The 20650-nt window shown below is 45.6% G+C and carries 19 protein-coding genes; 4 read left to right on the top strand and 15 right to left on the bottom strand.

Annotated elements, in window-relative coordinates; translation table 11 throughout:
- Positions 1-71: 71 nt before the first annotated feature.
- Complete coding sequence (locus MKY92_RS21995) at positions 72-437, top strand: VOC family protein (protein WP_036617391.1); 366 nt, start codon at positions 72-74, stop codon at positions 435-437.
- Between the two features lie 120 nt (positions 438-557).
- Here MKY92_RS21995 and MKY92_RS22000 read toward each other — a convergent pair whose 3' ends face one another.
- The 4 genes from MKY92_RS22000 to MKY92_RS22015 form a co-directional block, all read right to left on the bottom strand.
- The gene (locus MKY92_RS22000) at positions 558-1781 is read right to left on the bottom strand and encodes a GNAT family N-acetyltransferase (RefSeq protein ID WP_339297627.1); all 1224 of its coding nucleotides are present in this window, start codon (positions 1779-1781) and stop codon (positions 558-560) included.
- A 184-nt stretch (positions 1782-1965) separates the two neighbouring features.
- Positions 1966-3435: a methyl-accepting chemotaxis protein gene (locus MKY92_RS22005; protein WP_339297628.1), complete on the bottom strand. Its 1470-nt coding sequence runs from the start codon at positions 3433-3435 to the stop codon at positions 1966-1968.
- 312 nt (positions 3436-3747) lie between these two features.
- Complete coding sequence (locus MKY92_RS22010; RefSeq protein WP_339301874.1) at positions 3748-4776, bottom strand: pectate lyase; 1029 nt, start codon at positions 4774-4776, stop codon at positions 3748-3750.
- A 304-nt stretch (positions 4777-5080) separates the two neighbouring features.
- Positions 5081-5923: an AraC family transcriptional regulator gene (locus tag MKY92_RS22015; protein ID WP_339297629.1), complete on the bottom strand. Its 843-nt coding sequence runs from the start codon at positions 5921-5923 to the stop codon at positions 5081-5083.
- Positions 5924-6037: 114 nt separating this feature from the next.
- Between MKY92_RS22015 and MKY92_RS22020 the strand changes: the two genes are divergently transcribed.
- On the top strand, positions 6038-8023 hold the full coding sequence (locus MKY92_RS22020) for a beta-galactosidase (protein ID WP_339297630.1): 1986 nt from the start codon (positions 6038-6040) through the stop codon (positions 8021-8023).
- A gap of 90 nt (positions 8024-8113) precedes the next feature.
- Here MKY92_RS22020 and MKY92_RS22025 read toward each other — a convergent pair.
- The 7 genes from MKY92_RS22025 to MKY92_RS22055 all read right to left on the bottom strand — a co-directional run bounded on the left by MKY92_RS22025 (position 8114) and on the right by MKY92_RS22055 (position 13800).
- Positions 8114-9441, bottom strand: a protein-coding gene (locus tag MKY92_RS22025) for an IS3 family transposase (protein WP_260411030.1) whose coding sequence is annotated in 2 segments (ribosomal slippage) — positions 8114-9072 and positions 9072-9441 — 1329 coding nt in all. Because the reading frame shifts where the segments join, the coding sequence is not laid out codon by codon here.
- Positions 9442-9609: 168 nt separating this feature from the next.
- A complete protein-coding gene (locus MKY92_RS22030; RefSeq protein WP_339297631.1) occupies positions 9610-10755 on the bottom strand; it encodes a DUF4179 domain-containing protein in 1146 nt (381 codons plus the stop codon).
- Positions 10745-11293 carry a sigma-70 family RNA polymerase sigma factor gene (locus MKY92_RS22035; RefSeq protein WP_339297632.1) on the bottom strand — a complete coding sequence of 183 codons (549 nt, stop codon included), beginning with the start codon at positions 11291-11293 and terminating at the stop codon, positions 10745-10747. Before MKY92_RS22035 ends, MKY92_RS22030 begins: the two co-directional genes overlap by 11 nt.
- Positions 11294-11472: 179 nt before the next feature.
- Entirely contained in the window at positions 11473-11874 is a 402-nt protein-coding gene (locus MKY92_RS22040; protein WP_339297633.1) for a hypothetical protein, read from the bottom strand.
- 73 nt (positions 11875-11947) lie between these two features.
- A complete protein-coding gene (locus MKY92_RS22045; RefSeq protein WP_339297634.1) occupies positions 11948-12595 on the bottom strand; it encodes an SMI1/KNR4 family protein in 648 nt (215 codons plus the stop codon).
- 28 nt (positions 12596-12623) lie between these two features.
- A complete protein-coding gene (locus MKY92_RS22050; protein WP_339297635.1) occupies positions 12624-13304 on the bottom strand; it encodes a hypothetical protein in 681 nt (226 codons plus the stop codon).
- A gap of 28 nt (positions 13305-13332) precedes the next feature.
- Positions 13333-13800, bottom strand: a complete 468-nt coding sequence (locus MKY92_RS22055) for a DUF6386 family protein (RefSeq protein ID WP_339297636.1) — start codon at positions 13798-13800, stop codon at positions 13333-13335.
- Between the two features lie 188 nt (positions 13801-13988).
- Here MKY92_RS22055 and MKY92_RS22060 point away from each other — a divergent pair, with 188 nt between their 5' ends.
- Positions 13989-14366, top strand: a complete 378-nt coding sequence (locus MKY92_RS22060) for a PilZ domain-containing protein (protein WP_036617371.1) — start codon at positions 13989-13991, stop codon at positions 14364-14366.
- Positions 14367-14443: 77 nt separating this feature from the next.
- On the opposite strand, the gene MKY92_RS22065 is transcribed toward MKY92_RS22060, so the two are convergent.
- Both MKY92_RS22065 and MKY92_RS22070 read right to left on the bottom strand, forming a co-directional pair.
- Complete coding sequence (locus MKY92_RS22065; protein WP_339297637.1) at positions 14444-15787, bottom strand: uracil/xanthine transporter; 1344 nt, start codon at positions 15785-15787, stop codon at positions 14444-14446.
- Between the two features lie 50 nt (positions 15788-15837).
- Positions 15838-16425 carry an ankyrin repeat domain-containing protein gene (locus MKY92_RS22070; protein ID WP_339297638.1) on the bottom strand — a complete coding sequence of 196 codons (588 nt, stop codon included), beginning with the start codon at positions 16423-16425 and terminating at the stop codon, positions 15838-15840.
- A gap of 184 nt (positions 16426-16609) precedes the next feature.
- On the opposite strand from MKY92_RS22070, the gene MKY92_RS22075 reads away from it, so the two are divergent.
- A complete protein-coding gene (locus tag MKY92_RS22075) occupies positions 16610-17512 on the top strand; it encodes a LysR family transcriptional regulator (protein WP_339297639.1) in 903 nt (300 codons plus the stop codon).
- Positions 17513-17584: 72 nt separating this feature from the next.
- Here MKY92_RS22075 and MKY92_RS22080 read toward each other — a convergent pair whose 3' ends face one another.
- Both MKY92_RS22080 and MKY92_RS22085 read right to left on the bottom strand, forming a co-directional pair.
- Positions 17585-19489, bottom strand: coding sequence for a beta-glucoside-specific PTS transporter subunit IIABC (locus MKY92_RS22080; RefSeq protein ID WP_339297640.1), 1905 nt, complete (start codon positions 19487-19489; stop codon positions 17585-17587).
- 128 nt (positions 19490-19617) lie between these two features.
- Positions 19618-20469, bottom strand: a complete 852-nt coding sequence (locus MKY92_RS22085; RefSeq protein ID WP_036668684.1) for a PRD domain-containing protein — start codon at positions 20467-20469, stop codon at positions 19618-19620.
- Between the last annotated feature and the right edge of the window lie 181 nt (positions 20470-20650).

The following is a 20650-nucleotide window of genomic DNA, read 5'->3' on the forward strand; positions in this document are numbered from 1 at the left end:
CCTGCTAGCGCCTATCGTATAATGAACGTAACAAAAATACATATCATGCAAGAAAAAGGAGAGATTCACCCATGTTGATCAAATTAAATTGGATCACGCTGAGGGTCAGTAATTTGGAAGCTTCACTCGGGTTCTACCACGACATGCTAGGACTTCCCATTCAGCGCAGATTCGAAAGTCGTGGACGGCAGATTGCCATGCTCGGCATGGAGAATGAAGCCAAGCTGGAACTGATTGAGGGCAGTGAATCCATTCTTAAACCAGAGGCCGGCGTATCGATCGGTTATGAGGTGAACTCACTGGATGAAGCCATGGAACGACTGGCAGAACTGAATATTCCGATTGTACGTGGCCCCATCCAGCCCAATCCGCATCTGCGGTTTATTTACATTACAGATCCAGATGGCTTCGAGGTGCAACTCTCAGAGCATGTCTAATTAGGCGAGTGTGAAATGAGTGTGCGTATACGATGACCAGTTGGGTGTGCAAGTGTGCAGTCAAACCAGATGCAAGCTCACACCTCTCATCGGGTAGCGTAAACACGTTTATGTGTCTGTCTACAGCTTCATGCGGCGCATGAGCGGCACACCTATGCGATTCAACAACCGATCAAGCAGCAGCCAGCACCAGCGTCTGCCCCACGAAAGGTGGCGCTCATACACTGCGGAATACTCAAAATCCGCCACAGCACCCCGATTGCGTTTGAACTGCGCCGCCCCGGCGCTCTCATGTAACAGATGGCCGTTCTCACGAGCCTGTCCGATCAGGCAAGCCGATAACATGCGGTATAGTCCGACGGATTGGGGCACCGCTGTGTCGTAACCGAACAACGGCGTTGTCATGATTCCATTTCTGCAGAAATAACCCATCACCGCGTCCAGGCACCCTTCCTTACGCAGTCCATAGAGCCTGAGTGTTCCTGATGCCATCGCAGCAGCAATGAACCGCTCGGTAAATTGCGGATTGTGATAGGAGTATTTTTCAAGGTATAACAGCTTGTACAGCTCAACGATTCGCGGAATATCTGCATCTGTCATATCTGCTTCGGAGACGAATTCGTATCCATGCTTGCCCAATAATTCGTAATCCCGCTTCAACAGCCAGCGCGATTTCGAGTTGCCAAAATTCGGATCATGCGCTTGATACAAATAGATTTGTCGGCTCGGGATTAATCTGCAGCCCGCTTCCGTTAGCCTCGCCGTCAGATCGGGATGAAGTCCCGGGCACAAGGAGCGAAACACAATGACATGTTCAGGGTATCGCTCTTGTACCGAGGCAAGCAAACATTCTGCCTGATCACCAGACATGGCTGGATACAGATTGGTGGACAACAACCAGTTGTTCACATGCACAACTTTGTTGATCTGAGATTGCTTCATTCCCCAACCTATTAGACTGAGCAGCACAGAAAGACCTTTTTCCAACATAGGTTTCTGCAACATGGTCAATTCCTGCTTGGCGTAACTCACATAATGCGTATATGGCGAACAAACGTAAGCATTATCATACTCTGTATCATTCACCGTCAGCGGAATAACAAGATCATCAATCCGGGCGAGCAACAATGTCGTTTCCACGTTGGACATAAAACTCTGGGTCCCGTCCAGCATCATAGGTTCCAGATAAGCTCTGGCATATCTGCCATCCTCTGTATCGGGCCAGTCCATGTCTTTGAGCGAATGCTGATCATAAAAACGTACGCGTGCTGCGCAATTATCATTCCTAACCTCATATGTACGGTCATCGTAGGCCGAGCTGTCTTTCATTCCTTTATTTTTCAAGCTTTTACTCCCCCATGAGGTAACATCTTCTTTTAACTACCATTACATTTTTAGTTCTACACTCTTCATACTCTACACAACACACTGTATAGGAAAAAAATGTCGGCATCAAGCTGTATTCCAGATAAAAAAAAGCCCGTCCAGCACGATAAATACGTACAGACGAACTTTCAACGATATAGTATTAAAGTTTGTTCTCAGCGGAAGAAGCTTGATGATCCGAGACCAATTCATTCAAGTCTACAATCAGTTGCTCCAATTCTCCAAAGCTCTCTACCATCTTCTGTGTCAGGTTACGTTGTTCTTCCATGCTTGCCAGAATCTCTTCTGTCGCTGCACTGGATTGCTCAGTCACACTCGAAATCTCGGAAACCTCATTCACAACTCTGGTGGAGGATTCCTTCATGGTCGCCGAACTAGTCTCGATATCTGTCGCTTGATTCAACACATGCTGAGAGTTGCTGTTGATCGTACGGAATACTTCCTCTGCCGTATGGACGCTATCTCTTCCTTGTTGTAACGATTGACGAATGCGTTCGAATCGATCCGTCAGTGCCTGCGTCTGTCCTTTTAATCGAGACAGGATGGTTCCAATATCACTTGCGGACTGACCCGAGTTCTCTGCTAACTTGCGAACTTCCTCTGATACAACAGCAAACCCGCGTCCATGCTCACCCGCACGAGCGGCTTCAATGGCTGCATTGAGTGCAAGCAGGTTGGTCTGACTCGCAATATCCGCTATGCTGTTCAACATAAGTGTCATGGATTCACTTTCCTCGTTGAACTTTCGCATGTCATTTGCAGTTGTATTGATCGTTTCATATAGATCTTGCATTTGGATGTTTAGCTGGTCCATCTGTGTGCTTCCAGTTTGCGTGCTTGTTGCCATACTTGCGGACAACTCTTTCATCTGCTGGGAATACGACGCAACGTCCTTGATATGCTGATCCGACACAGACAAGGATTCCGAGATCTCGGCCACACTGGTCGCCTGGAACTCAACACCTTTTGCAACCTCACTGAACCCAAGCGTCACCTCATTGGTAATGGAGCCAGTCGCATTCACTTTTTGCTTCAATTGATCCGTATAACGTGATAAACCTTCGACCGATTCCTTCACACGCTCCAGCATGGTTTCCACTCTTTGCTTAGAATGCTCCACCTCATTCTGGCGTACTTCACTTTCATGGAAGAGCCTTTGATTCAGCTGTGAGACCAGCATCAGAATGGCCCCCGTGAGAGCGAATAGTCCCACATTAACGATATTACCGATTAGCTCAACAGAGTCAACGGTATTCATAACAAATAACTGAAGAACACTGTTGACTAGTAATACCGAAAATCCAACCACAAAAAATTTCTTGTTAGGAAATAACAGTAGTACTGCGGTTATAACCAAACTTAAGGCAAAATTGACCGTTCCCCAACCGACATAGACTCCACATATTGTCAGTAATATGGTAATCAGCCATGGAATGAGATGAATATGTTTCTTTTTCGCATTAGCGTATGTAATCCAAACTACAAAGATCAGAGCTACTCCATTGGACACTAGTAACTTCGGCATCGTAAAGGCCAGACCCATACCAATGGCAATAATAATCCACAAAATGATACCGATTAATTTGTTCCTTTTCCAAATAATTTCGTCCATACGATCCATGCATACCCCGTCCTTTTAAGTAGGTTAAATGTGAGTTGTAGGGCCTTTCTGTACTACATCTAGTAGTCTTTGGTCCTGCTTATGTGCAAATCGCAAATACGCAGCGCCTTAGCATAGTACATATTAACTTCATAAGTATGAAACCAGCGCTACTTTATGTATATCGGTATTCAACATTTAAAATGAATATGAACTGTAAAATGATATGTAAGCATATCATTTTACAAACATAAAAAGGCCTGTCTTATGCGTTATGGCGCACAAGACAGGCCTTTTTGGTCGTGAATGGATGTGCAGCAACTCTTATTTTCCGAATACAAGTGTCGTATTGGAGGAACCTGCATACTTGGTGACGAACTCACGCGCGTAGCTGGCACTCTCTACCTGATAACTATAATTGGAGCTTGGTCTCCAGTTTGTTTTAGGAGAAGTCGGACTATTAAGCGCAGGTGTACTTCCCGTATCCGTAAACTCACCTTTTCCTTTGTCATCCAGGATGCCACCCTTTTCAGCGCCAGCACCAAAGTAGTTGTTTTCAGAATAAATCCGTGCTTTTTCACCAATTGTGATGGCCTGATTAAAGTTGTTTGCATAGTTGTTTTTGAGATGGAAGTAACCATATCTTAAAAGTCCAGGACCACGTACATATAAATTTTCGAAGTAATTATTGGACATCGTCACATGAGGTACTCCATTGTAACTGCTGTTACCATCATTCGGATGACCAAGGATGACGCCATACTTATGGTTTGCAAATTTGGAATTGCTAATCGTAATATAGTCGGCGCGATCTCCAATATACAGAAGTTTGTCCAGATCACTACCGCCAGAGCTGTAGCTGTGACCAGCAAACGTCACATGATCAATCCAGTAATTGGAGCCTGAAGTGATATACATCTGGATATCATCATTGGCATTAATATTGGAAGCGTGTTCAAAAGTCAGATTCTGAAAAATCACATTGCTTGAACTGCTTGTGGATCTGAAATGAATATTCGTTAATGTATGTTTGCCAAAGGAACCTACAAGGGTCTTGTTCGCTCCGAATTCAACCTTTTGCAGCGTGGAGGAAGAAATATTCTGTTCAACAACGACAATCTTGGCTGTAGAGCCTGCCATTTGTGTTCTCAAGTCATTCAGATTACTAACGTAAACCACCTGACCGTTCTTGCCACCTGTCGTAGCTGACTTGGATACACCATTTTCATTCTTGGCACTGCCTGCAAAACCAGTCAACCCGTTCGTACCTGTGTTTGGATAACTGGCCGCACCATATGTAGACGGGGCTGTGGAGACAGTTAACAACAATAGAGTTATAGCGAGTAAAAGCATCGAAAATTTCTTCAAAATTTCACCATCCTTTATAATATTATCCTCAAAGACAACTCGATTATATCGTGTAACTTTGGCTGTGACAATACAAAAATTGCAAAAAGACAACAATTATCATTTTTATGCAACAGCAGATCAGATATAGTGAAAAAACGTAAAACCAGGCCATTCTTTCACACAAAATAGAGCCGCTAATTAGCGGCTCTATTAACGAGTACTATGTGATCCGACTTGGAACTGATCCACCCTTGGATCAGTTCCTAAAGCCTATGACAAAAACACATCGCTTGCGGATAATAATATGTTACGACTTCTGATAGCTGCGGCGGAAGGCACCGGGTGTAAGTCGCTCCAGCTTCTTGAAGATGGCTCCATAATAGCTGGTCGATTCGAAACCGACTTGACGAGCAATATCCTCCATTCCGCGCTGCACATTGTCGAGCAGCAGTTCCTTGCTCTTGTTGACTCTTACCTGATTAACATAGCTGATGGGACGAATACCTGTCGTTTTCTTAAACAAATGACAGAAATATTCTGGTGTGACACCGATCAATCCAGCCAGCGTTGGCAAAGTAATCTCTTCAGCATAATGTTGTTCAATATAGTCCAGAACCGGTTTTATTCGCTCATACTGCTGCCCGACCGTATCGCTGCCCTCAACAGATACGCGTTGAATAATCTCTGTCAATAAGGTATAGAGAATGGCGGAGCAGGCGTAATTGCTTAATGTCTGCTCTTGTGGTGTTAAGGCAGCTTGCAGCAGCTCCCGCATTCGGGATAGAAGGTGTTCAGGTTGTGCAAGCGTGTATACGCATGTGTCGACAATGCCAACGGTTTCAAACAAGTTTGCTGACCCGTTGCCATCAAAAATGATCCAGTCGACTTCCCAACTGTCGGATAGCGCATAGTATTCGTGCTTCTGTCCAGGGAATAACAGCATGCCCATACCTGGTTTGACGATATGTTCCGTTTCACTTAGCTTGAGCTTACCCACACCGCTGCGACATTGTATCCACTGATAATCCTCAATGCCTTGGTCTCGGCGGATATGCTCCTGTTCATGATGCAGGCCGATGCCAAGCAAATAAAAAGGGAGCAGCTTGTCTCGGGCAGATAACACGGGGAAATTACGATTGGGATGAGGCATACGACTAACTCTCCTGATCTTAATATTGTTATATCATATTAATTATTTAAGATATTCACTCGAATTAATATAACATATAATCGCAATATATTGATAAATAAAGGAGATCACAGGATGACAATTAAGATCGGAATTGATTATTATCCAGAGCAATGGACCCCGGAGTTATGGGAGAAAGATGCCATACTTATGCAACAGACAGGGGTTGCAGTTGTGCGAATGGCGGAGTTCGCCTGGAGCCGAATGGAACCGACTGAGGGTAATTATCAGTTTGAATGGCTGGATGCGGCTATAGAAGTATTCGCTTCGCGTGGTATGGAAATTGTGTTATGCACCCCCACCAATACCCCGCCAAACTGGATGACAACCCGTTATCCGGATGTGCTGCCCATGGATGAACAACGCCACATCATTCGGCCAGGTGTGCGTGGACATCGCTGCAACAACAGCCCTTCCTTGAGAATGCTGGGTTCCAAATTTGTGGAAGCGATATCACAGCGCTATGGACAGCATCCCGCAGTCATTGGCTGGCAAATCGATAACGAGATGCACTACCAGGAATGCCATTGTGATACATGTAATCGTGCATTTGTCGCTTGGCTGCAAAAGCGTTATTCCAATTTGGAGGAGTTGAACCGGGAGTGGGGAACGGTCGTCTGGAGTGGTGAGTACAGCAGTTGGGCTGAGGTAACAACACCACTCGGTGCCAACAAACCGATGAATCCTTCCTATCTTCTGGAGTACAAGCGGTTTTGTTCTGACAGCGTAGGCTATCTGCTGGGATGGCAGCTTGAGATTTTACGCCGTAACTGTCCAGGCCAATTTGTGACGCATAACATGTGGCAATATCCGAACAGCCTGGACTATTATGATATGCACAACGAATTGGACTTCGTCTCTGTTGATTATTATCCGAATGAGCTGTATCTCGATTATGGCGATCGGTTTCCGAGGAACGGAGCGCTTACGCTGGACTTGGTTCGCGGCATCAAACGCCGGAATTTCTGGGTAATGGAACAACTCAGCGGAGCGCAGGGCGCCTGGATGCCGATTCAGCGCACCCCATATCCTGGACTGATCCGAGCTCGCTCTTGGCAGACAATCGCCCGCGGTGCGGATATGGTCGTCCATTTCCGCTGGCGGAGTGCTACCGTCGGAGCGGAACAGTTCTGGCATGGGCTGATCGACCACAGTAATGTTCCTGGACGCAGGTTCAGGGAGTTTGCAGAGCTTACTCGCGAGGTGAACCGGTTAGGAGAAATGCTCGCCGACTCAACCATTGTTACCCAGGTTGCGATTCTGCATTCGCATGATCAGCACACGGCACTTTCCCTTCAGCCACAGGCGGAAGGAGGAATGCACTATATAGACAACCTGTCCTCTATGCATAATGCATTTCTTAAAATGGGCGTAGGTACAGACGTTATCAACTGGACCGAGGAGCTCGACGGGTACAAGCTGGTCATCGTCCCTTCCCTCTTCCTGTTAAGTGAAGAAGTAGCACAGCGACTGGAGCGATTCGCAGCTAAAGGGGGGACGGTTGTTCTCACCAATCGGACTGGTGTGAAGAACATGAGGAATGTATGTGAGATGCTTCCTCTACCGGGGCTACTGGCAGAAGCAGCGGGTGTTGTCGTAAGTGAATATGATGCCATCGGCAACAGTGAGCATCGGATACGGAACGCGGAGGGCAAGACATTCGCTGCGAAGCAATGGTGTGATCTACTGGAACTGCGAGGTGCAGAGCCGATCGCCTGGTATGATAACGACTTTTACGAGGGTGTACCAGCGGTTACTGTCAATAAGTTTGGTGAAGGTGAAGTATATTATATCGGCACTTGGCCGGAACCATCGTATTTCTATCAGCTGTTTGAAGGCATATTGAAGGAAAAGGAATTGGCGCCCAAAATCCAGCTACCAGAAGGTGTCGAGCTGTCGATTCGAACGAAGGGGGAACAAAGCTTCCTCTTCCTGATCAATATGACGAATGAGCAACGAGAGATTACGCTGGACGTTCCTTATCGCAGCTTGTTGACCAGCGAGAGATTGGATCAGAAGCTGACTCTTCCAGCTCTGGGAGTGGATATTCTAACTGTATAAGAGTAGCAGTTTTTCGTATTTAAAAAGGGATGTATCACAAGGCTTACGACCTTTAAAATGTACCCCTTGTAAAGGACAAATTAAAAAAGGTTAGGCTGCTTCAAGCTGCTGTCTGTATCGCGCAGGCGGCAGCTTGTTTAAGTTCCATTGACCTCGATAATGATTGTAATAGATCATGTAGCTTTTCACTTCTTGCTTAACCTCTTCCAGGGTCATACATGTTTTGAAATTCGTTTCATCTTTAAAATGCCCAAAGAAGGATTCTTGTGGAGCATTGTCCCAACAGTTTCCTCGACGCGACATGGATTGACCTAGCCCCATGTTCTTCACAAGCTTTTGAAACTTTGGGTTCGTATAGTGAAATCCTTGATCCGAATGAATCAACGCATTCGAGGTGAGATGACGATGCTTTTTGAGTTGTTTCAACGTCTCCATCGCAATGTCCAAACCGAGTGAAGCAGAGACTTCATAAGCTAAAATCTCATTACTTTCAGCATCTTTAATGGTCGATAGGTAGGCTCGCTTATTTTTCCCATACGTTAAATACGTGATGTCTGTTAATAGTACCTTACCTGCAATCCCTTGCTTAAAAGCTCGATTTAACGTGTTAGGACAGGTTCGATGCTCTTGGGTGGCCTTGGCCATACGACGTGCGGGATTCGCTTTGCGAATCGGACAAACGATGTTGTACTTTTGCATGACACGACGAATTCGCTTGAGATTGTATGTGACTCCATAGTGGAGCTCCAGCGTCATTTTGATTTGACGGGCACCTTTCTTTCTTCCACGGTAATGGTAGGCTTTCAGAACGATTGCTTTTACTTTCTGATCGTCTTGTTCCTGATTTTGACGATGTAACCGAGCATCTTTGCTACAATATTGGTAATAGCCCGAACGTGAAACTCCAGCAATTTCACAAAGAACATGCACCTTGCGTTGGAAAGGGTATGTATGCATCATCTGTTGAATCAGTTCGAATTTTTGCCGCGTACTTAGTTGGATGTCTTTTTTCTCATCTGCCTTTCGAGTTGATCGAGCTTTTTTAAGAATTCATTCTCCGCTTCAAGCCATTTCATTTTCGCTTCCAAACGGGCATATTTTTCTTCAAGACTTAATTCACGGGTCAGCGGACGGCCTGAGGCGTGTTTTCTACCGTCAGTTAATCCAGTAGGTCCTTGTTCTTGAAAAGCCATACGCCATCGATTGGAAGCCTTTCGAATCCGGGTAGCACCCAAGACGTCAAGGGGAAAGCCTGCTTCCTGAAAAATCTCACGGGGAAGCGTACCTTGACTGTATTCTTGAATAAATCGTTCTTTGAACGCATCCGTGTACGTAATAGCTTTAGCACTGACATTTTTCACATAGGGATTTCTTCTTAACTGATCTTGCTCTTGAGTTGTAAAGTGTTTTTTTGACATTCGCTTGACCACCGCTCGTTTTTTTATTCATTGTACACAAAAAGACCCTACAAGATGACCTTTTTTAAAGTGTCCATCTTATAGGGTACATTTTACTTGAGGGACATCCCTTCTCTTATTTCACTAACGTCCACCAATTCGAATAAGAGTTTTGCCAGTTAGTTTGTCTTATTTGATTTTGATTTCCAGTTCATCCTTCTTGGCTTCTTGTAAATCATCATAGACCTTATCTGGTTTACCACGAAGTTTTAATACCATCGATTTCGGATTGTCCAGCAGATTGCTGCTGAAAGTATACATCATTCCGTCTTCCGTTCCGCTCCCAAATATCGTGGATAAGTTGGTTTGCTTCCCGTCTTTAGAGGTAGTTACAATCTCGATGGGCTGAACGACCTCACTGATCAACAACTTCGTCTTGTAATCGATCTCTTGCTCCGGCTCATAAACAAGCCTGACCCGAGTTACAAGTGGAGATACCTCAACTTCGGACAACATGACCTCATAACCTCCAAGGGTAAAAGTCCGATTAACGTTGATGATTTCCGTTTTAGGGATAGAGAATTTGGGATCCAGCGCAAAAGAAAGATTCATTTTTTTGGAATATTTATATTTCCGTTCCTTTTCCCCTTTTTCTAAACTTCCCACCACATCTGGAACAAAGGAAGAAAGCTGGAACTGAAGATTCACTTGCTCAGGCAGCGGTTTATTTCGATTTCGCTCAATTGTTTTCCGGCCATAAATGGTATGTTTATCATTCGAGAAATGCCCCCCTCCTATATTTCCGTTATCAAGGACATAACCTGTTCTTGCATCCGTCATCTTGGTATTGACTATCGAATAAATCTCTTGCGATGCATCCGTTCTGGCGGTATACAATACGATTATCCTGTTCTCATCCGCCATAACCGCGTTCACGGTAAACTGATATATTCCTGAAGTAACCGTCCGATCCACGAGTTGCACATACCCATGATTGAGCGTTGAAGTAATCGTTGCACGGTCCATATCCGAAGTTAACAGGTCACGAAAGGGTTCTAGTACTCCCCAATCGGTTACAGGCTCAGTATATGTTGCCGGTTGTTGCCCATAGTTTCCAAGCGGGCCTATAAGAAGAAACCAACCTGCAGCCAGAACCGTGACTAGCACTGCCGTGATCCATTTGATACGAACGGTCCTACCTGATCGTTTTGTTCTGGCCTTTGCGAGACCACGTTGAATTGCAGCAGTTGTGTCCGCCGGATTCCAGTGCTGCTTCTCTCTTTTCACCTGATATGCGTCTGCAAGAAGTGCTTTTTCCTCCGGGTTAGTGGTCATGCCAATCCCTCCTGTTCTTCATCAACTTGCGCAACTGCTGGAGTCCTTTATGCTGCCAGGTCTTGATCGTACCTTCCGGTTTTCCGAGGATGGAGGCAATATCCGTCAGTGTCATGTCGTTATAATATTTCAGCAATAATACATGGCGATATTTCGGTTTCACCTTTTGCAAAAGAGATTCCATAGCGATTCGATTATCATCAACGCTGATCATCCAAGATGCCGGAATGCTGTCCTCCAGATCTTCCTTCGCCAGTGGTGTCGCCCGCTTGCGGCGCCTCTGTTCATCGATGCAAACATAGATCAGAATCCGAATGATCCACGACTTGAACGCTTTCTCATTGTTCAGCGTTCGACGCTTGATCCAAGCCCGGCACGTCATCTCTTGTACCGCTTCCAGCGCATCTTGCCGATTACGCAGGTAACTGTAGGCAATGGAAATAAGCGTATCTTGATGTTCCATAATGGATTGCACAAATTCCGTCTCGTCTTCGGTCTGTACATAGATCCTCTGGTTCATCTCTGCTTTTGTTTCCACCCCGCATCCCTCCTTCTCTCTCTTTCTGTGGTATAAGACGGGTGAGTGAAGCAAACGGTTTTTAATATTTGTTCATTATAAAAAGCCCCGCCATCATCATGAGGGAGCTTGATTACATAACAATCGGCCGCCGATATACTGAATTACTCACAAGTATGATCAATCCAAGATCAACTAACTTACAAATTGCCGATGACTTCGATCCCGTCGGCCAATTGCAGATGGTTTCTCACCCAAGCTATGAACTGATTCAAAAAATTCCGTAATTCAGGCTCTGCAACCACCTGTTGATCCAGCGCTGACAAAATCTCCGCCCATACATCCTTCATAATGGGATTCTCCCAACAGGGATCTAGAGCCTTCATCTCTTCTCCAGTTCGTGGGTCAATTAAGGGAAATGCCCGATCCAATGCAGGACGAATGTAGTCAAAGTCTTCATTATATATGAATAGCATGTCTTCCATCTCTACTTCAACCGATTCTTGTATGTATAAAGGGGATAAAACAAAACCCACATTTCGCTGTGGACCTTGATACTGATACATGAGCGCAGGAATTGTTCTCTTTGATTTTTTAGCCATATATGCTCCTCCTGTTTCAGGCAAACCTCTTACCGATCAGAGCCATATTCCCAGCCCATATGTACAACCTCCTTCAGACTTCGTTCGCTTCAGAATTTTGCTTTTGTTCATGCATTTGATGAATCGAACGATCCAACCACAACTCATACCAGTCCAGAAAATGCAGTTGATTCGTATTGCCCCAATACTGATCAGGATAGATTCCATTGCGGTTGGCCCGGTCATCAACCCAGACCTCTGCGTAGGAGGCTCCCTTAACAATCAGATTCATGGATATGCCACAACCAAAATCACTGATGCGCAGCATGCCTGCTGACCATTTTGGATCAAAATATTCATGTTCCAGCGCTTCCCATTCCTCTTCTTCCTTGCTGTCATCGAACCAGTCATAGTTCCAGTTCCATGCTTCCGTGAATTGGAAAGGGTCCGAGACCGCGTTCAGCTCATCGTCATAACCAAGCACAGCGTATATGCCGTCATCCGGGTTTTCCAGACCATAATAAGGCCCTGCACCACCCGTTCCCATATGAAGAAGCCATACCTTATAGTCCTCCGGCAACTCAATTCGCCATTTCTGTTCAAATTGAGCAATATCCTTCTGCGTCCACACAGACCCCATTTCATATTCATGGTTCTCTGCGCCAAACAGGTCCAGATCCGGGTCCAGGCTTCGAAGAGTGATTAACTTTTCACGCATACGCTCAAGTTGTACATTGTACATGGCTTACTCTCCCACCTTTGCTACTGTATTACGTTTGTTCCACGGCGTACCCGCGTTGCTGTAACTCATCCAGTACTGCTGCCACATCTCGATCAGGACACAACTGCTTAATCAGTCTGGCGGTCACCGGTTTTTCTTCATATACTTCAGCTACGGCTTCCAACGGCAGATCCGGCAAGTCATAGTACCCTTTGGCCCAATCAACGTAATCTACCGAGTTCTTCTCCAAATATCCCAGCAAAAATTCTGCGCCACCTCTGGCGTCCGCTTTGTCTTCCTCGGTCATCGCCATCTGAATCCAATTACCAACCTTCCATGGCAAGTCGTTCCCTTCCTGCCATAGGCAAAAGGTCACATCCTCCAGATCCAATGTTTCCTCCTGATCTCGCAGAACAACCATTAACGTCTCCGGCACTTCATCGTACATGCCCGGATAGATTTCTCCGTCCTCACGAGCATGTGGGCTCAAGGGTGACTCATGATCGAATCCTTTGATCAACGTGCCCGAATCCGTAAACAAGACATGCAGATGATCACCTGCGCCGTTATTGATGCTTCCCCATGCCACACCTGGCTGAAGTTTATCTTCATAATGATGTACGCGTAACCATTCTTCCTCCGAAAAGATGATATCCAAAGCAGCGAGTATTCTCATCCGTTTACGTAGGGCATCTGCATTCATCATCGTTGTCTCGTTCCAATCCTGCATATGAATCCCTCCTGTTTGTATATGTACACTATATCCGGATTAATTCATCCAGCGTATTATTTCCCTGAACACTTGGTGTCATGACAATGGTGATCCAACTGGCTTCTCTGGAGACGATACACGCATAATTTCCCGGCTTTAACTGAAACAGAACCCCTTCACACGTCTCATCCGGCTCCAATTCACCGCCAGTGACATCATCCGCCGCTCCCAGATAGACGTGCCCAGACGGAACTTGCAGATGATACACCTTTTCCCGTTCCGCTGCGTGATCTGGATCTGAATCCTCCTCTACATCCTCCAGGCTCCATTCCACCTCATACACTCCATCCGCACCCAGATTCAGGAACAGACAATGACCTGCATTCACTTCAGCCAGCTCATCCACTGGAATGGACCACCAGTCCGAAGTATCCTCGGCACGATGTTTTAACGCTGCTAGATCATAAAGGCACAATGTTGCCGTATCTGTAACCATTTGAAATGTTCCTCTCATATTCACCCGTCCCTTCTGTCTGATCCAGGTCTGACCTCAGAAATATATTCCATCATTATATCAAGCCTGATACACGTGTAAAAGGAACCCATGAACCATCTCTGCTTGCGCAACTCTTCATTTCTCGCTCCAAATGGTCGATATAAGCATAACTGACTTTTTTTGAACCTGATGGAGGAAGCCAAGCCATGTCAATTAACAATAGAAAAGAACCCTTTCGCTACACATTGAAGGAACCAATCCACTTTGAGATCTATATTCTCAGCATCAACGGGGTTAACGCACCAGCCAAACCCATTCAGGCCGAACTCTGTGATATCAGTCGATCCGGCTGTCAGCTGTCATTTCCGCTGTCCCTTCCTGTAGAGAATAACGATATTCGGATTGGAATGAATATGCTGCTCTTTGAAGACCCTCTATATATGGAAGGCACTCTCCGCTGGGGTCAAGAAAAAAATACCTCATGGCATTATGGTGTTCAACTCGAAATGCAGGATGGGAACCAGGACCGTCTCTCTAGAGAGATGCGAATGCTTGCAGGACAAGGCAAAATTATTGTGAAATAGTTAGATGCCATATAGCCTGATAACAAAAAAACAAAAAAACAGCCCAATTAAATTGGACTGTCGCAAGATGAAACTCTTTATGCCGCTTTACTTACTGTCGCTGGTTGTTCCATTTTGGACCAGTTCACGGTTTTTTCAAGAACCAGTGAGACCAATACCCCAATGACGAGACCATTGCTTATGATCGGAATGAGATACATGGGCAAGGTTTGAAAGGCCTCAGCAGGAATATTCATGACTGCAACTCCCGTGAGGACCGGCAGCGCTACACGATAGATCGTTTTAGAATTAAACGTTGTACCTTCAAGCGTTCTTAGTGCCGTGCCGAACATCTGAAGATAAGCCACGAACAAAACCGCACTGCCAACGCTTGGTGGTATTTGTGCAAAAAATGCTGTCACTGAAGGTGTAAGACCTATCATACATAACATCCCCGCTCCAATTATCAAGGCAGCACGACGCAGGATGCGAGTACTCTCCAAGAATCCGATCGATGATGCAAATAAACCAAAGGGCAGCACACCTACACAGGCTGACAACATCGTGAACAGACCCGTTAGCGCATAGGAATGCCTATACTGACGGCTTGTTGTTTCTGTCCGGTATAGTTTCTCAACTGTGCTTAATGTGGTGATCGAATTCGTCATGTTCACCAACCCCACGAAAAATGCAGTAATGACAATACCCGGTTCCCATCTGGGTGCTCCCCACGGAAACAGTTCGAGACCTGCCGGGGCCTGATTAGGCTGTCCGCTATGCTGTCCAGGAAACAATAGACTATAAGCGATCCAGCCTGCCACAATCCCAATCAGGATCGCGTAGTTCCCCAGTTTCCCCCTACCCTTTAATTGAATCCATGCCACCAAAAACGCAATGACAACGGACAATGCGGCAACAGGCAGATCGAAACGACCAAACTCCGTATATCCAATCATACCTTTGAAAAAATTCATGGTTAATTGAATCGTCATTAGAAACAACATGGCACTCTTCACCATAGGTGTGAACAGCTTTTGCAGCACTTGCGCTGCTCCCAGCCAACCCAGAATCACCATCGTTAGTCCCGCTAACAGAAAACCTGCAGCCAGTCCACCGCCAATACGCTCCAGACTCATACCGGCCGATGAAGCAGATACCGTCAAACTTAGCGTTAATCCCCACCATAACCCTGACGGACCATCCATAATCGCATATCGATGACCAAATACGGCTTGAAGAATACACACTGCTCCGGTAAGGATAAATGCGTGCTGCATGGAGGCAGCGATGGCATCCGGAGACAGATGAAAATTATGTCCAATGGATAGCGGAACAACAACGGTATTGGTAAACAGGAAGAAAAACCACTGTATACCTGCCAAAATCAGTGAAGATACGTCCTTCATATTCTTTTGTGTAAAATGCTCTTGATGTCTGTTCATTCGTTCGGAATATCCTTTCACTGTTCTGTATTATAAATGTATAAGTCTCTTCAGACTTGGGTTAATAGTCGTTCCATCTCGGCATACCGATGCCGGCTCGCATGTGCAAGCGGTGTAATCCCCTCCCGATCCGCAATCTTTGGATCTGCTCCATATTGCAAAAGCAAGGCAACGATCTGCTGGTGACGCGGTCCGCCATCTCCCAAAATGACCGCTTCCAGCAAGGCTGTCCACCCTAGGTTGTTGATATGGTTCACATCCACATCACTGCGTGTCAGTAGAAGCTTCACAATGTCCACATGGCCCCGATCTGCTGCTGGGATAAGGGCTGTGCCGCCAAAACGATTCGTTAACCTCGTATCCGCACCAGCTGTAATCGCCAATTCGACCATGTCATACATACCCTCAGCACTCGCATATAACAGCAGGTTGTCCAATCGTGCATCCCGAAGATTAATGTCGGCTCCGGCATCCACTAACATCCTTGCCGTGTCTATCTTGTTACCGTGCACCGCAGCCAGCAGAGGTGTTCGCCCCAATGCATCCCGTTCATTCAACCGGCTTCCCTGTTGTGTGATAAATCGAATGACCTCATCGTTATGGCCCGCTTGCGCAGCATCATGTATTGTTCTAACCACGTTGTTTTATCCTCCAATTCAAGGTCTTTCTCATGTAGTAATATTCATATAGAAACCAAACTCTGTTAGTCAGGTATGCAAATCTAATGTATGGTAACATAAGATCGTAGTATATTAAAAATACATGTTTTGTTGGCTTTCCATACGAATTACATATACATTGCAGGCGAAGGAGTACAACCAATTGGATATCAAACAATGTCGCTATTTCATTGCCATTGCTGAGGAAAAACAGATTACAGCCGCTGCCCGAAGACTTCACATGGCTCAGCCACCCTTAAGCCAGCAGCTTAAGTTAATGGAGGAGGAGCTTGGCGTAATGTTGTTTGAACGCAAAGGGCGCATGATGGAACTAACGCAGGCGGGTCGCAGCTTCTATGATTATGCGGTCACCTTGACCAAATATATGGAGGAAGCTGTAATGGAGATGCAAAGTTTCCGTCACGGCATACGGGGCAAACTCACCATCGGCATCAATACCATATCGGATCGCCTGATCCCGCAAGCACTGCAACAGTTTCGCACCACCCATCCACAGGTTACCTATAAAATTCAGCAAAATGAGTCTGCACAATTATGCCGCCTGCTGGAAGATGGCAAAGTTGAACTCGCCTGTGTACGCATGCCCGTCCAGACAGAACGCTATGAGGTGCTGCACCTGCCACAGGAGCGACTCTTCTATATTTCTTCAACACCGCTTGATAGTCCGACAGAGATGGGACCAGGAGCGGAGATGGGGACTTATTTTGAGCAGCTTACAGGTATCCCTCTACTGCTGCCAAGCACAGAAGGACTCGGTATGTTCGAGCTAATTTTGGACAAGTTCCGGGAGCATCAGGTTACCCCCTCCATCATGGGTGAGTGCTCAGACATTAATATGTTGCTGGAACTGGTCCGACTCGGCTTCGCCAGTTCCATCGTGCCTCACACGGTACTACAGCTATATCACGAGCACCCATTCCACGTATATCGCATCCAGGATCAGCATTCCACGGTTGGCTCGGCGCTGGTCTGGCTGCAGAACCGTTATCTGTCCAAGCCTGCACAACACTTTGTGCAACTGGTCCAGGGTATGCTTCCCGTGTAAAAGGCTATATGCAAAAAAAACAGCAGCTTTACCGGATTACATTCCGGTGAAGCTGCTGTTTCATTTCTATGGTTAAGCTTTAGCTGTGAACAACAAGTCTTTTTCTTTGATCGTAGTGCGACCAGCAGACTCAATCGACTCATACTGGTGCATGTTTGTAATAATAACTGGTGTAATCGTTGTATAACCAGCTTTTTCGATCTGTTCCCGGTCGAACTCCATCAGTACATCACCTACGGCAACCTTCACACCTGCTTGAACTTTAGGCGAGAAGAATTGGCCTTTCAACTTCACGGTATCAATCCCGATATGAATCAACATCTCTGCGCCTGTATCACTTACCAAACCAATGGCATGTCCGCTCTTCGATAACGAGAACACAGTACCGTTAATTGGAGAAACCACACGTCCTTCAGATGGTTGAATCGCAAATCCTTTACCCATAATCTCTTCAGAGAACGCAGGGTCTGGCACTTCGCTCAGCGGTTTAACTTCACCTGTGATTGGGCTGAAGATTTGCTCATCTTGTGCTTTTGCTTCTTCAGTTACAACAGCAGAAGTTGTTGCTGCTGGTGTTGCCGGCTCAGCTGCTGGTGCTGGCTCTGTTGCACTTTCTTCTTGGAATCCAAGAATGTACGTCAGTACTGCTGCAGCTACGATAGCAATCAAACCACCAGCCAGAGCATAGAGCAGTGTGCTAATTGCTGGACTGATAAATGCTGCCACACTCGGCAGACCTGCAAGTCCTGTAATAACGTACGATTTAACATTGAAGATACCCATGAATCCACCAGCAATCGCTCCCCCGATAAGGGCTGCAATAAACGGTTTTTTGAACTTCATGTTGATACCATACATCGCTGGTTCCGTAATCCCCATGATAGCCGTAAGACCTGTGGAATATGCAAGGGATTTGGTTTTGCCATTTCTCGATCTGAGACCTACACCAAATGCTGCACCACCTTGTGCCAAGTTAGCTGCAAACATCAGTGGAATAATAAAGTCGTAACCCAGTGTTGTCATCGAACCAACTACGATTGGCAGCAATGCATAGTGCATACCTGTAATGATTAGCAGTGACATCGTACCACCAATCAGAATACTTGCGAAGATGGACATGTTATCGAACAACCATGAAATACCACCGGACAAACCATTACCAAGAACCGTACCCAATGGACCTACTGTCATCAATGTCAGTGGAACCATAATCAACAAGGTAACCGTTGGAACAACCAAGAGTTTAAGTGAAGCATGTGTTACACGATCAACGGCTTTCTCTACATAAGAAGCAATCCAAACTGCTAGAACAATCGGAATAACTGTAGAAGAATACGTTGCCGCTATGACTGTAATCCCCATAAATGATGAGTTGTGACCATCCGCCAGTAGTGCTGTAATGGTCGGATGCATAATCCCTGCTGCGAGCGCTGCGGCAATATACATATTGCTACCCAGTTTACGGGCAGCACTGATTGCCAGAATGATCGGCAGGAAGTAGAATGCACCGTCACCAATCGCCGACAAAATGATATAGGTTGAACTAGTGTCGGACAACCACCCAAGTGCGACAAAGATGGCCACGATACCCTTGATCATACCTGCACCCGTAATTGCAGGCAGAATTGGTGTAAACATACCTGAAATAAAGTCGAACAGCGCACTTATTGGATTTCTCTTTTTCTTTTCTCCAGTTGAAGCACCTGATGATGCATTATCTGTAGTTGGTGATTTGGACATGTTGCCAACAAGTGCGTTATACACGACAGGCACATCGTTACCGATGATAACCTGGAACTGTCCACCGTTTTCCATCACGCCCATAACGCCTGGTGTATTTTTTAGCGTCGCTTTGTCCGCTTTTTGGTTGTCATTCAGGTTAAATCTGAGTCTTGTCATACAGTGTGTGACTTGATCGATATTCTCTTCGCCACCAACAAGCTTTAAAATATCCTTGGACAATTGTTGTTTATCCATTGTGTTTTGCTCCTTTTATGTGTAATGAAGGTTAAAAAAAAACCTAAACACTGAATAATGACAAAGCAGAAAAGCTTATCATTATTCAACGTTTAGGTTTTGCCTTTTTAGCAGTAACAATCCCAATTTTATTCAATTGTTTGTTCATTTCTGACAACTCGTTCAATATGAATGGTCAGATAGAGTATTTCTTCCTTGGACAACACCCGATTATAGATCTTACGCGTATAGTCACTGATCCTTACTGCACATGCATGTGCTTCAGGATACTGCTTGCTCACCAAGTCATGAAGCGGGTTATCTTCTTCTTTATCTTCAATCGCTGTTCCTTGCAACACACGTTGGGCAAAGAACTTCAGATGAGTTAAAAACCGATAATAACTCAATGAATCTTCATCAAGTTCAATCACAAAGCTACGTCTTACGATGTTAAGTATGTCCTTAACAATGTTCGTAATACTGATCGTTTCCCTCATCTCACCGTTCATCTGGGCATTAACCAGATGCATTGCAATGAATGCGCATTCGTCTTCGGGTAACAGGACACCTAACGTTTCCTCAATAATCTGTAGCGCCTTGAGTCCAATGGCATATTCCTTTCGGTACATGCGCTTGATCTCCCAGAACAATGCGTTACGGATCTGCAATCCTTGACGATGTCGATCAATGGCAAAATGAATATGATCCGTCAGTGAAATGTAGATGCTCTCATGCAGCTTCTCACCTAACACCGTCTCGGCATAACGGATAATCTCATCCGAGCATTCGACATATTCAACCGGGATATCAGACAGAAGTGTTTTAAGTTTCTGTGATACTTCCTTACTTTCAAGCGAGAATATTTTTTCGACGAGACTTTCGTCAATCGATTCACCAGTATGCTTTTTGAAGGCAATTCCACGTCCCATAACGACCAGTTCGTTTCCTCCCGGATCAATTACGGTAACTACGTTGTTGTTCAGCACCTTCTCAATTTTCATTTCTTCACATCACCTTGCACCGTCAAAGTAGTAAAAGGCAAAACCAAAGCAGGTCACGAAATATGCCCCGCTTCTGGTTTTGCCTGATTGAACAGTAACAATCCAGTATTCATTAGCCTTAGGCCCATCTTACCATATAATTATCCATATGACAATGTTTTTGTGAAAGCGGTTAATGTGC

Origin of the sequence: Paenibacillus sp. FSL R5-0623 (assembly GCF_037974265.1) — a bacterium.
GTDB lineage: Bacteria > Bacillota > Bacilli > Paenibacillales > Paenibacillaceae > Paenibacillus.

Coding starts and splice junctions, on each gene's coding strand:
- MKY92_RS21995 (WP_036617391.1), top strand. CDS start 72: ATGTTGATCAAATTAAATTGGATCACGCTGAGGGTCAGTAATTTGGAA.
- MKY92_RS22005 (WP_339297628.1), bottom strand. CDS start 3,435: ATGGACGAAATTATTTGGAAAAGGAACAAATTAATCGGTATCATTTTG.
- MKY92_RS22010 (WP_339301874.1), bottom strand. CDS start 4,776: ATGCTTTTACTCGCTATAACTCTATTGTTGTTAACTGTCTCCACAGCC.
- MKY92_RS22015 (WP_339297629.1), bottom strand. CDS start 5,923: ATGCCTCATCCCAATCGTAATTTCCCCGTGTTATCTGCCCGAGACAAG.
- MKY92_RS22020 (WP_339297630.1), top strand. CDS start 6,038: ATGACAATTAAGATCGGAATTGATTATTATCCAGAGCAATGGACCCCG.
- MKY92_RS22030 (WP_339297631.1), bottom strand. CDS start 10,755: ATGACCACTAACCCGGAGGAAAAAGCACTTCTTGCAGACGCATATCAG.
- MKY92_RS22040 (WP_339297633.1), bottom strand. CDS start 11,874: ATGGCTAAAAAATCAAAGAGAACAATTCCTGCGCTCATGTATCAGTAT.
- MKY92_RS22045 (WP_339297634.1), bottom strand. CDS start 12,595: ATGTACAATGTACAACTTGAGCGTATGCGTGAAAAGTTAATCACTCTT.
- MKY92_RS22050 (WP_339297635.1), bottom strand. CDS start 13,304: ATGCAGGATTGGAACGAGACAACGATGATGAATGCAGATGCCCTACGT.
- MKY92_RS22055 (WP_339297636.1), bottom strand. CDS start 13,800: ATGAGAGGAACATTTCAAATGGTTACAGATACGGCAACATTGTGCCTT.
- MKY92_RS22060 (WP_036617371.1), top strand. CDS start 13,989: ATGTCAATTAACAATAGAAAAGAACCCTTTCGCTACACATTGAAGGAA.
- MKY92_RS22065 (WP_339297637.1), bottom strand. CDS start 15,787: ATGAACAGACATCAAGAGCATTTTACACAAAAGAATATGAAGGACGTA.
- MKY92_RS22080 (WP_339297640.1), bottom strand. CDS start 19,489: ATGGATAAACAACAATTGTCCAAGGATATTTTAAAGCTTGTTGGTGGC.
- MKY92_RS22085 (WP_036668684.1), bottom strand. CDS start 20,469: ATGAAAATTGAGAAGGTGCTGAACAACAACGTAGTTACCGTAATTGAT.